Annotated in this window: 11 protein-coding genes; 7 read left to right on the top strand and 4 right to left on the bottom strand. The window is 43.8% G+C overall.

Annotated features, from left to right (window positions below; genetic code table 11):
• Positions 1–26 precede the first annotated feature (26 nt).
• Positions 27–500 (bottom strand): CreA family protein, encoded by a 474-nt coding sequence (locus tag OCU30_RS15935; RefSeq protein ID WP_077314980.1) that lies wholly within the window; start codon positions 498–500, stop codon positions 27–29.
• Positions 501–674: 174 nt separating this feature from the next.
• Between OCU30_RS15935 and OCU30_RS15930 the strand changes: the two genes are divergently transcribed.
• The 4 genes from OCU30_RS15930 to OCU30_RS15915 all read left to right on the top strand — a co-directional run bounded on the left by OCU30_RS15930 (position 675) and on the right by OCU30_RS15915 (position 3,619).
• Positions 675–1,187, top strand: coding sequence for a hypothetical protein (locus OCU30_RS15930; protein ID WP_077314981.1), 513 nt, complete (start codon positions 675–677; stop codon positions 1,185–1,187).
• A gap of 170 nt (positions 1,188–1,357) precedes the next feature.
• Positions 1,358–2,029, top strand: coding sequence for an HAD family hydrolase (locus OCU30_RS15925; protein ID WP_077314982.1), 672 nt, complete (start codon positions 1,358–1,360; stop codon positions 2,027–2,029).
• An 84-nt stretch (positions 2,030–2,113) separates the two neighbouring features.
• Entirely contained in the window at positions 2,114–2,443 is a 330-nt protein-coding gene (gene cutA, locus OCU30_RS15920) for a divalent-cation tolerance protein CutA (RefSeq protein ID WP_077314983.1), read from the top strand.
• A 549-nt stretch (positions 2,444–2,992) separates the two neighbouring features.
• The gene (locus OCU30_RS15915) at positions 2,993–3,619 is read left to right on the top strand and encodes a DNA-J related domain-containing protein (protein ID WP_077314984.1); all 627 of its coding nucleotides are present in this window, start codon (positions 2,993–2,995) and stop codon (positions 3,617–3,619) included.
• Between the two features lie 142 nt (positions 3,620–3,761).
• Here OCU30_RS15915 and OCU30_RS15910 read toward each other — a convergent pair whose 3' ends face one another.
• The 3 genes from OCU30_RS15910 to tesA all read right to left on the bottom strand — a co-directional run bounded on the left by OCU30_RS15910 (position 3,762) and on the right by tesA (position 7,456).
• Positions 3,762–5,417, bottom strand: a complete 1,656-nt coding sequence (locus tag OCU30_RS15910; protein WP_077314985.1) for an ABC-ATPase domain-containing protein — start codon at positions 5,415–5,417, stop codon at positions 3,762–3,764.
• Between the two features lie 138 nt (positions 5,418–5,555).
• Entirely contained in the window at positions 5,556–6,764 is a 1,209-nt protein-coding gene (fabV, locus tag OCU30_RS15905) for an enoyl-ACP reductase FabV (RefSeq protein WP_077314986.1), read from the bottom strand.
• A gap of 92 nt (positions 6,765–6,856) precedes the next feature.
• Positions 6,857–7,456 (bottom strand): multifunctional acyl-CoA thioesterase I/protease I/lysophospholipase L1, encoded by a 600-nt coding sequence (gene tesA / locus OCU30_RS15900; RefSeq protein ID WP_077314987.1) that lies wholly within the window; start codon positions 7,454–7,456, stop codon positions 6,857–6,859.
• On the opposite strand from tesA, the gene OCU30_RS15895 reads away from it, so the two are divergent.
• From OCU30_RS15895 to OCU30_RS15885, 3 genes are all read left to right on the top strand, one after another.
• Positions 7,455–8,132: an ABC transporter ATP-binding protein gene (locus OCU30_RS15895; protein WP_077314988.1), complete on the top strand. Its 678-nt coding sequence runs from the start codon at positions 7,455–7,457 to the stop codon at positions 8,130–8,132. The two genes, tesA and OCU30_RS15895, sit on opposite strands and share 2 nt — an antisense overlap.
• Positions 8,129–10,594: an ABC transporter permease gene (locus tag OCU30_RS15890; RefSeq protein WP_077314989.1), complete on the top strand. Its 2,466-nt coding sequence runs from the start codon at positions 8,129–8,131 to the stop codon at positions 10,592–10,594. The genes OCU30_RS15895 and OCU30_RS15890 overlap by 4 nt, the downstream gene beginning before the upstream one ends.
• Positions 10,595–10,972: 378 nt before the next feature.
• Positions 10,973–12,433 (top strand): FAD-dependent oxidoreductase, encoded by a 1,461-nt coding sequence (locus OCU30_RS15885; RefSeq protein ID WP_077314990.1) that lies wholly within the window; start codon positions 10,973–10,975, stop codon positions 12,431–12,433.
• Positions 12,434–12,594: the final 161 nt, after the last annotated feature.

Below are 12,594 nucleotides of genomic sequence, written 5' to 3'. Positions count from 1 at the left end.
TAATTATATATCACTAAATAGGTATATTACTTCTGTTCGGGTTTTATGGCATTAAAGGCTTTTGTTCCCCATAAAGGTACCGTAGACAAGCTATGTTTGAATGATCCGGATGTCTCTTTGGTGGTGTATGAAATGTACATCAGAGTTTGTGTCTTAATATCAAAGATACGACGAATTCTCATACTTTTGAAAAAGATACTCTTTGATTTTTTAAATAAAACTTCACCGGATTTACTGGTATCAATGTTTGTTAGCATCTCTGGCGTGATTTCACCAGTTTGACGACAAGCGATGGAGCTATCACTAGGATCTGAAAAGCTCAAGTTCGCTTCTACGGAAGCAACATGGCAGGTTACACCAGAGATATCAGGGTCTTTAAGAATATCAATTTTCAAATTTTTGGTTGTGAATAACCCTAAGCTCACATCACCAACTTCATTATTATCACAGCCACTAAGGATAATGGCGAATAACGTTACACCGAGTATTTTTTTTAACATTTATTTCAAATCCAGTTTATTAGAGGGTAATTATAACAGCACTATGGCTATATCCCAAGGTCACGATATGTAAAGGTTTATGATTGAATTACTTGTAGAGTATAGTAATGGTCAGTATGCTGCTACTTATCTAATCCGTATATTCTGATTGAATCAATAGTAATAAGAGCCTTTATGACTTCGTGTACACCGACTATCGTCGCAATAAAAAATCAATGGTTACACCAGCAAGTAGAAGTAGAGCACCCGACACCAGAAAGCTTGCGTGGCCGCGAGATTTATCAATCATTGTCGGCCGCTCAAACGGTACACGCTTTTGTTCCCGACTCTGTCGTTTTATCAGAAAATGAACTTTATTTAGTGGATTTTCATCGATTGACAATTTTATTTGCGATGATGCAAGCAAAACGTATTCGAGATAAGTCTGCCCAAGCTGAGTTATTAGAGTTCTTTGCACAAATTATTTTATCGAAACCTTGTGAATTGTATGTCGGTTTTTCTGATGGTCAGCCTTGTGCTGCGGCAATGTTAACCGAGCATGATCAAGAATGGTTGATATCAGATTGTGTCATGCTACCAAATTCTCGTTTTGCGCGACAACACGATCTGGTCAATGCGATTGTGGCACACAAAAGCTCATATTGTGAGAATCCAAAGACGGTTTGGTTGGAAACCTCACAAGAATAATCGTCGTGTAATTTATCACTTTCTCTGCGTAATTTTTTGAACAATGAATATGTGATTAGTGACTTCGCTTGAAGAATCTACGATTGTTAAACGCAATAGTCATAGTTGTTAACTACATCCCTCTTCGTATTTCTTATCCCGCTACACTGAGCTAAGCAAGGGGGATAAAAATGCAAAATCTACCAATTCAATGCGTTATATTTGATTGTGAAGGCACACTTATTGATAGTGAAACATTGTGCTGCCAAGCACTTCATCAATTATTTCAAGATAAAGGTGTCACACTGCCGATCGAACAAGTCACTGCTCTGTTTGATGGCGGGAAAAGTGCCGATATTCTCATGCGCTTATTGGAATACGCTGGTTTGCATTGGGATCTTGATGAACTTGAACAAAACTATCGTGCGCGCACGGAGCAGTTATTTGCACAAGACTTGATCCCGATGGACGGTGTGGTTGATTTATTAGAACGTCTGACCGCGCAGAATATTGACGTGTGTGTGGCGTCTAACGGACCACAGCATAAAATTTGCCGTTTGCTGGAGTTAGCCGGATTAGCGGGTTACTTTAAAGACCGTGTGTTCTCTGCATTTGAAGCGAATAGTTGGAAGCCAGAGCCGGATCTTATTCACTATTGTGCGATGGGGATGGGGTATCGATTAGCCGAATGTTTGTACATTGATGATACCGTACGAGGTATTACCGCAGGGTTGAGAGCCGGAGTTGAAACCTATCATTTGCAAACGTTGTCTCGTGCGCCGTTAGTGTATACACCAGGTTGTCATACGATTCGCCATTTAAATGAATTACAAACCGTGTTGTGGCCAAGAGCCTTGGCCTAATCGTGCTATTTTTGTCTGTGAGTGATGGGAAAAGTCGCGAAAACTTCGTTTAATGAGCCATATTTTACTGATAAAAGGTCGACTATGAATGCTGAAAATACTTATTGTGTGGTGCTCACCACGGCCAACAATGACAGCAATACACAGCAAATGATTACTGAGTTACTGAGTCAACGTTTAGCGGCTTGTATTCAAACCATGCCAATCAGCAGCCATTATGTGTGGGAAGGAAAAGTCTGCCAAGATCAAGAAACACTGATCGTCATTAAAACTCAACAAGCATGTTACGGTGATGTAGAGCGTTTAATCACGTCATTACATGATTATGACGTCCCTGAGATCATTCAATTACCGATAACCGAAGGGTTTAATCCTTATTTGTCTTGGATTACACAGCATACTCAAAAAAAGTAACGTTGTAGAGTTAACGACGGTTAAATCGATGAGGGTTAAGACGGTATTGGGTCGTCAATAATATCAGGGATACTATGACACCCAAGGTATCGTACACCATGTTTTTTGCGCATCCCAGATATCACCTTGTGAGCCACCAACCCAAGATGCTTTTCCTCAGTGGTACCGAAAACGAAATGAGGACTCAGTCATACACTCTAGTTTGGTTTAGTGCTAAACGAGAGGCAGGCTGTTTGTCTATGGCTCTTTTGGGGTATTGAATGAGGCAAGCGTCCCAAAATCGGTGCTTAACAATAAAATAATAGGGTTTTTCACCTTGTCATCGTGAAGCGTGTTCTATTCTTTAAAAGAACTGATTATTAGTCAGCGTCAAAAGGGTGACAGGTAATGAAACAGCTGCCACTATTTATAGGGGAAGAATCTTATGAGTATTAGATGTATGTTATAGGAGCCTTCAATTCATCGTCGATGAGTCGTGACGTTTAGGGTGTGCGATAAATTGATGTTTAATGATTGGTTTGGACCAATCTTACTTGCAATGGATGCACTATGTTAGACACTCAACCTATTTCAGTGAGATCGCAAACCGAAATGGAAAACCCATTGGTTTGGCCAATATTTGAAGTACTTAAACAAAAACCCTCTGGTTGGAAAGTACATACGTTATCTTCTCATTTAGGGGCTTTGGGTTTTATGCCCACGTTAGATACCTCAGCCGAGAAAGATTTGTTTAAGCGCAACTTTTTGATTATGAATGCACTCTTTCAATTACAAGAAACGCTATATCCTGAGAAATGGTTACAAGTTGAGGCGATGGATATCGAGTTAAGCCCAATGTTTCGTCGTTCGATCCACTACATTAATCTCGATGATCCCTTGCGTGATTATTATATGGAATGGTCTAACTATGAAGCTAATGATGGTGAAGTAAAACGTTTATTGAATGAGTTTTGGACTCGTTATCGTCGGTTTGTGGGGGGCGGTGAAAAAGAGACGAACTTTAGTCGTTTGCAAGCCTTACGCTTATTTGAATTAGACGATACGGCGACGGATAACGAAATTCGTAAAACATGGCGAAAATTAGCCATGCGTTGGCATCCAGATCGGGAAACCGGTAATGCAGAACGCTTCCGTGTTTTATGTGAAGCTTGGCATATACTCAGAAAAGATGTGTAACTAATCAAAAATCGCCCCGCCATACAGGCGGGGCGATTCGTTGACGCATTAAGTGTATTGCTTTAAGTCCCTTGCGCTTTTAAAACCAGATAACTTATTGAGTATTTATTGCGCTTTTAAAACCAGATAACTTATTGAGTATTTATTGCGCTTTGAATTGTGATTGGCGCATGCGATTTAAAACCGCCATAACGTCAAGCAAGCGTGGCTTAGCAAGGTCACCATGTGGTGGGGTAGTGTTATACCATTGATCGTTTTGAAGCAACTTGGCGATCGTTCCCACCGGATCATTGCTCCAATTCGGTTGTTGCGATAATTGCGTCCATAACCAACCAATACAATGTAATTCATTGGCGCTTTCGAGCTGTTCTAGTGCCGAGACATCGACTTTTTCTTTACCAAAACGTAACGTGTGTTTGTCTGTCGCATTCACCCGAAACTTCCCATCGGATAAAATACTTTGCAAACCGCCACAATGGAAAGAACGTGGTGAGAAAGTTTGCAGGGCGGTGTGAGGTTCGCTGTCACGTGCATTTGGATATTGCGCCACAATGTCTTTTGCTTGCGCCGTTACATCAATCGGCTGATAGTCATGCATTTGAATGACAGTATCGGCGACATCAAAGTAATCGCCAGATCCTCCCATGACAATAAGACTCGATATCGCGAGTTCGTCACGTAGTTGTGCAACTCTATCCACGAGCGGTGTGATGGGTTCATCGTCTTTCGCCACTAACGCTTGCATGCGTTGATCGCGGATCATGAAGTTGGTCGCCGAGGTATCTTCATCAATGAGTAGGCTAGTGGCACCAGACTCGATGGACTCTTGAACCCACGCCGCTTGTGATGTCGAGCCAGAGGCATCTTGTGTACTGAAATCGGCAGTATCGCGACCCATAGGCAAATGATTGATATAGTTTGATAAATTTAAGTGATGAACACAGCGGCCATCTTCTGCCCGAATCTTCATTGCTTGTGGATCGGTCACAATATACTCGCGACCATCACCTGGAATATGAAAATAGACGGCACGTTCAATAGCGGTTAATAGCGTTGACTTACCGTGGAAACCACCGCCGACAATCAACGTGATGCCGCGCTTAATCCCCATACCACGAATGGTGCCGCGGTGTGGTGTGGTTAATTCAATGGCGAGCGAATCAGGAGCGGTTAACGTCACAGCGTCTTGCATTGGCAGGTCACTATTGCCTGACGCGCGTGGTAATACACTACCGTCTGCAACGAAAGCCAGTAGATTATGCTCAGCTAATTGTTTGCGTAGAGCGGCCTGATCTTCGATAACTTCACAATGATGCGTTAATGCTTCCATATCCAATTCACGTGACATTGTCGCGCGGCGAATGAATTTGGGTAGATGGAATGTAATAAGGTTGAGGGCGCGTTTGGCTAAGATGCTACGCCCGTCGGCGGGTAGATTCATCCGAAAACGTAGTTCAATCCCCTCATCGGTGAACAATACGGCGGTGTTGTCTAAAACCGTTTGTCCTGTCATTGATATTTCAACTGCATTTTCTTGCATCGCAAAGCGCGCAAAACTACGTGCAATAAAATCACGTGCGGCTAATTGATACTCCGCTGACTGCTCACGCAACCATTGCAAACCACTGGGTGACCACGGACGAATTGCTCTCATCCGAGACGCTGGAGCGTAAGGGTCAGGTTGAGTGTAATCAATCAACAAAGTGAAATCGCCGAAATCATATTCGCCTTTAATTTGCTGATAGGCTCGATAGTTTTGCTTTTCGAGTTTTTTTAATCGGGATGTTAATTGATCCATTCGTTTGCTCATTGATTAGTAGATACGCGGGGATTATAGAAATCACATAGGTGAGAGTAAAGCGAATGTCGCCGGAAAGGGAAAAATAGGGCTGAACCATGCGGGTAAAGCCCTTTATCTGTTGGGGAGTCAGACTAATTACGCGTCATTATCATCAGAGATGGCAAACTCTGCAAGATCAACTGGGGCCCGATAGTCGATATTATCAAAACCAAACCCATTGATTTGTAGAAAAGTGTTAACGAAACTTGCGTAATTCGTCATACGTTGAAAGTTTTTGCCGTTCATTTCTGCTAATAATTCAGTCACGCGCTGCTGGGTTTGCGGTAACAGTTCATAATCATCCATACGAATTAGGCGTTCGCCATCGACGGGCACCCGATCATCACCGTAGAGTTTGTCACGTAATAAACGCTGCATCTGCTCGATGGCATCTTCATGTTGTCCTTGCTCGCTCATGATTTTGTAGAGCGCCAGCATATAAGGGACCAGCCCAGGAATGACCATGCTGGCTTTCGTAATGATGGCTTTACAGACGACAGCATAAGCGCCACCACCATAATTACTCAGTTTCAAATTCAGCGCGTGACTGGTTTGGTGCAAATCGATTTTAGCTTGACCAAGTGTCCCGTCGAGATAAAGGGGGTGAGTCACTTCCGGACCCATATAAGATAAGGCAATCGTTTTACAATGAGGGGCTATGGAGTCAACATTAATCAATGTGTCGACCCAGTTCTCCCAGTCTTCACCGCCCATCACTTTGATGGTGTCTGTGACCTCTTGTTCCGTCGCGGGGGGCAGCGAAATTTCGTTCCATTGAGCGGTTTCCAGATTGATGGTATTCCCTTGAACGTGCACGCCAATAGGTTTTATGGCCGAGTGCCAAAAATGATTTGTGCCTGGCTTTCGGCGTTTTCCACTGGCAATACTGTATATAATCAGATCAACTTCACCCTCGAAATACGTTTCAATGGCTTCAATTACTTCGTCTTTCATTGCTTGAGAAAACACATCGCCATTTAAATTAACCGCAATACGTCCTGCCTGTTCAGCGTATTTTTTAAAATGCACATTATTATAAAAGCCCGCGCTTGCGGTATGGTTTTCAGAAGGGGGGCGCTCAAAAGAGACACCAATAGTGTCAGCCTGCGCGCCACCAAAAGTGACTGCGATACGGGCGGCCAAACCATACCCAGAAGAGGCGCCAAGGATCAGAACACGTTTCGGACCTTGAGTTATCGGTAATTCAGCCTGGGCACGTTTAATTTGTTGTAAAATGGCTTGCTCACAGCCTAATGGGTGAGCGCTTCGGGCGATCACCCCTTTAATTACGGGCTTTATTTGCATTATTTATCCCCACTAATTTGCACATAAGTGATCAGAATACAAAACACTTAGCGGGGATTTATTGAGCTAGGGCATTAAAAGTTCAAATAAGCTTATAAAAATGGTTGCAATTGTGTTGCCATAAAGTTAGCTATCCAAGGTTGGGCTTCTTTACGTGGGTGCATACCATCTTTTTTCACCCATTCTGATTTGGTGATAATCTTTTCCATGAAAAAGGGAATTAATGGGGTTTGTGTGGCTTTCGCGACCCGAGGGTAGATATCTGAAAACATTTGTGTGTATCGTTTGCCATAATTAGGTGGGATACGAATTTGCATCATAATGACCTTGGTATTCGTGTTTTGGATAATATCAATCATTTGTCGTAAGTTCTTTTCCGTACCTTGAGGTGGAAATCCACGCAGACCGTCATTAGCACCGAGTTCAAGCAAAACACTATCTGGTGTATGTTGTTTTAATAATCCAGGTAAGCGTGCTAATCCATTGCCTGAGGTATCGCCAGAAATACTGGCGTTAATAACTGTAACATTTTTTCCTTTTTCGCTGAGCTTGTCACTCAGTAAACTGGGCCACGCTTGTTCAATAGGCATACGATACCCAGCACTCAAACTGTCTCCTAAAATCATCAAGGTTTGGCTGCTGACGCTGGTTGAAAATACCAACAGAAACAACAAGGAAAGTCTAGAAATCATGCAATCACCTATAATTAGTACTCAGTCTTTATCTAAAACAGTTTCTACTAAACAAGAACATTTAACAATCTTAAAAGAGGTCAATGTCGAGATATGGCAAGGAGAAAGCGTTGCTATTATCGGGACTTCCGGGGCTGGCAAGTCCACATTAATGACGTTACTTGCTGGCCTTGATGTGGCCTCAGAAGGTGAGGTCACAATACTTGGGAAAAAGCTTTCAACGTTAGACGATGAAGCTAGAGCCTTATTACGAGCGAGTTCGATTGGTTTTGTGTTTCAGAGCTTCTTGTTGATCCCAAGTTTATCTGCCATCGATAACGTTACGCTGCCGTGTTTATTAAACGGACAAAAAGAAGATAAACAGCGTGCCACTGAACTATTGCATTCGGTAGGATTGGCAGCGCGATTGCATCATACGCCTGGGCAACTTTCAGGAGGAGAGCAGCAACGTGTCGCTTTAGCTCGAGCGTTCATGACACAGCCTAAAATTTTGTTTGCGGATGAGCCTACCGGTAATTTGGATCAAGATACTGCCAATACGGTGATTGATTTGTTATTTGATCTTAATGAACAACACGGCACCACGTTGATATTAGTGACTCATGACCCAGAGTTAGCCGCACGTTGCCAGCGTCGATTATACATGCAACACGGTGAACTCGAGGAGCGCACATGAGCCAAGACCAAGGCGATACTACACTCTCTCGCACGCACATGAATCAACGTTTATTACAATGGGGCGTGTCGGAAATTATCAGTGGTAAACTATGGCCAGTTGCGTTGGCGTTGACTTTGATTATCGCCAGTGTTTTTGCGTTAACGGCATTAGCGGGGCGGATGGAACAAATTATCGTTCAGCAAAGTGGCGAAGCATTAACTGCAGATATGGTCTTTGAATCTGCCAACCCACTGCCTAATACTTTAAAACAGGCAACGGACGGTGATGAGTATCAATACTCGGATCTCACTCAGTTTCAAACCATGGCGTTTAATCGCCAAGATCAAATGCAGCTGGTGACAGTGAAAGCGATTGATAGCGCTTATCCATTAAAAGGTGAGATGACGCTGAAATCGAATGACAAGCTAAGTCATCATGTTAAACCCGGAGAGTTGTGGCTCGATGAACGGCTATTCGCGCGCTTACAGGTTAAACCTGGGGATCAGCTATCAATTGGTGATGCGGATTTTACTATCTCAGGTACTGTGCAATCTGAGCCTGGCCTGCGTTTTAATCCCTTTCAACAAATGCCTTCGGTGTATATTCATCAAAGTGATGTGCCCAAAACAGGCGCTTTACAGCTGGGGAGCCGGGTTGAATATGAGCGGTATATTAATGGTAGTCAGGATGCTTTGGATCGCGTAAAACAGGCTGTCACTTTGTCGCCCAGTGATGAGTGGAAAGATCGCGATAGAGGTAATCGCACGATACGAGTGTTTGAGCGTACGGAACAATATCTATCACTTACTGTGGCGATTGTCATTTTAATGGCGGCGACAACCTTAGTGCTTACCTGTCAGCACTATGTGTCAACACGTCGACGCACGATTGCCATGCTCAAAAGTCTCGGGGCGACAAAACGTTGGATTTTACGGTGGTTGCTACTGCAATCGAGTTTATTATTCATCGTTGCTGCATTCGTTGGTGGTGGCATTGGCGTGGTATTAGAATATTTACTGCGTGTGCCTTTAGCTGGCATGTTACCGACGCCTCTGCCTGGATACGGTTGGACACCGTTACTAACGTCGCTAATGACGTGTTTAATGATAGCGATACCCGCGTTAGGAATTCCGTTTTCCTATCTATTGTCAGTCAGTCCCGCGAGTGCGATGAATGGTGCTCAAACCCAACTCGTTGGAAGGCACCGTGCTTGGTGGCTTATTGTATTTCCGGTGAGCGCACTGGTTATCGCCTATTATAATAACCCATTAGTCTGGATGATTTTAGCGGGGATAGTCGGCTTGTTCGTGCTTTTAGCCGTCGTCAGTTTAGTGCTAACAAAAGTCGTCAAGCTGTTTGCGCTGACCCCTGCAATGAAGTTGGCCGTGAGTCGTATTGAGCGCTCGAAATGGTCGTCTGGGATTCAATTTGGCGCATTAGGTTTATCGCTTATGCTGTTATCAATAATTTGGTTAATAAGAACGGACTTATTAGGCGATTGGCAACGTTTAGTGCCGGCAGGATCGGCCAATGCGTTTGCACTCAATATTTCGCCTTATGAAAAAGACGACTACTTAACCACGTTAGATAACGCCGGCATAGCGCGTTCTCCTGCTTATCCTATCACTCGTGGCCGCTTGACCAGTATCAATGATGAAAGTGCCAAAGAGCGGGTACAGGGGCGACAAGGTGCGAATGCGTTACGCCGCGAATTGAACTTAACGTGGGATTCTACCCTGCCTGATTATAACCCCGTTGTGGCGGGTGAGTGGAGCACCACCAAAGGTGTCTCTATCGAGGAGGGATTAGCTAAAGATCTCGATATTCATGTGGGAGATAAGGTGAGCTTTGTGATCAACAGTCAATCTATCTCCGCGACCGTGAATTCGATTCGTCACGTGGAATGGCGGCAAATGAAGCCGAACTTTTACTTTATTTTCACGCCTGATTTAATGACGTCAATGCCTGCAACTTGGTTAGTCAGCTTTCGTGTGACGCCTCAAGACGATCCACTTTTAGTGACACTGTCACGAGAGCATCCTACCGTGAGTATTCTCGATATCCGACAAATTGCCGACAAGCTAGAGGGGTTATTGAGACAGATTGTGTGGTCGGTGACCATCTTAGCAGGGCTGGGAGTGTTTGCTGGCATTTTGTTAATCTTTACGTTATTGCGCTTAAGCTTAAGTCAAAGGCAAATGGAGGTACAATTGTATCGGACTCTGGGAGCAAGCCGACGCAGAGTTATCAATACATTATGGGCTGAATATGGTCTGATGGCCCTAATTGCTGGAATTATTGCTAGTGGCGCATCAGAAGTTGTCGTCTGGGCGTTGTTAACATATGGACTCAATATTGAATTTCATCCACATACCTGGTTGTGGATAGGCTTGCCACTATTAACGTTTATTGTGTTAATCGGCGTTGTCAGTACGGGGCTTCGCGGTTTATTAAAGCCAACAAAAACAGCAATTGAGTAACTAACGCGTTGAATAAAATGGTTAGTTATCCACAAAAACAGTGGATAAGTTTTGGGATAACTTATCTACTGCGCTTGCCCGAATGAAACGCTAGCCATTGATACACCGTGTGATCAGCGTTTTTGGTTATACACAAAAAAGGCTTTTTCGAAAATCGTAAGATATCGGTCAAGGATTTTTTGATAAATTTTTACTTGAAAATAAATCCAAAATGATTGACAAATAGGGTGTGACACAAATCTCAAAAATGATAGGTGCCTAGCGGCAAACTTAGCGTGTTTTCATGTGTGTTCTGGCTAAGACCGCGTAAAAAATGTGATTTTTTTCACGCCTAGCTCGTTTTACACTGTGTTTAATCAAATAATAAGTGGAAGTGTGATGTTGAAAACAAACCCGAATTCCAACACGCCTCAAATTGCGGTTATTGGGGGCGGTGTTGCTGGTGCAACGGCTGCGGTTCACATGGGGGAGTTAGGTCTAAATGTCTCTTTGATTGAGAAAAGTGCTGGCTTAGTTGATGGCCCGCCTATTTGCCACTTACACGCTGGTGGTAACCTCTATCGTGAAATTTCTGAGCAGCAATGTATCGAGTTATTACGTCAATCGTTGCAGACCGTTAGATTATACCCGCATACATTGAATCAGCGCCCTACGGTCATTGCGATACCTAAAGCCGATCCAGGGACGCCAGAAATGGTGGTCTCAAGATTAGAAGTGATTCGCCAAGCTTACCAAGCATTAGTGGATGAAGATCCGCGTAATGAATGGTTAGGTACACCCCAAGATTACTATCGCGTGTATGAGCGTGCTGAACTTGAAGCCTTACGTGATCAAGTACAACCGGTTGTCCCTAAAACCATGGAAGATTGGTTAATTCCGGTGGTACAAAATATTGACCTTGATGCGATTCAGTATCCAGTGATTTCAGTGCAAGAGTATGGTTGGAGTGTTTTTCGTTTAGCAGCCAGTGCAGAATTAGCGCTAGAAGCGATGCCTCATTGCGATATTCAAACCAATACTACGGTTATCGACCTTGCATGGGCTGGCACCCAATGGCAGATTACGACGCTTAACAGCATGGGGGAAACTCACACCCAGTACGCTGACTATGTCATTAATGCGTGCGGTTACAAAACGGGGTCGATTGATGACATGGCGCGACACTATCGTGACCGGTTGGTTGAATTCAAAGCCGCCTATGTCACACACTGGGCTGATTGTCATCAGCTTTGGCCTGAGGTCATCTTTCATGGGCAACGCGGTACACCGCAAGGTATGGCTCAATTAACGCCCTATGCGAATGGCATCTTCCAATTGCACGGCATGACAGAAGGCATTACTCTTTTTAGTGATGGCTTGGTGAAAAGTGGAGTCCGCTCCGCGCAGCCAGAATTACCAGAGCACTTACAGTTAAAATTGAACAAAGGCTGGTCTGAAACCGACCAAGTTGAACGGACCGGTTTAGCCATTCAACATATGGCGCAGTTTATGCCAAACTTTAATAGTGCCGATATTGCTGGCAAACCGTTATTTGGAGCGCAGCAAATTCCTGGAAGTGATTCAACACTACGCGCGGCTGATGTCAGTTTTGAAGACAACCAATATGCTCGTATAGAAATTGTCAAAGGCTCATCAGCGTTAGAAGCAGTACAAAAAATCGTATCAAAATGGCAACTGTCGGCGCAAAGTACCGATGACATTGAACGTTCTCATCCGATTTCGATGAGGCTGCAAGCAAGCGATGTTGAGGCGCGAGCGATTAAGCTGGCAGAGGCGCGAGATTATCCAAGGGAACTTGCGATGGTGGTTGGAGAACCATTAACCTTCGACCATAAGTAATAGCTAAAAAAACAGGGCATATGCCCTGTTTTTTTTATGTCTATGAGCCGTTGTCTGTTTTGAATACTTGCTTGATATAAAACCGATAGGATTCGTCTCGCGAATAGGCTAATTAAGACGGCATTGTGCCCGTTAGCACTTAATGTAAGTGATTGAATCGT

This window comes from Vibrio palustris (assembly GCF_024346995.1).
GTDB classification, from domain to species: Bacteria; Pseudomonadota; Gammaproteobacteria; order Enterobacterales; family Vibrionaceae; genus Vibrio; species Vibrio palustris.
Note: the sequence above shows the minus strand (reverse complement) of the source record. Positions and strands in the feature narration are given on the sequence as shown.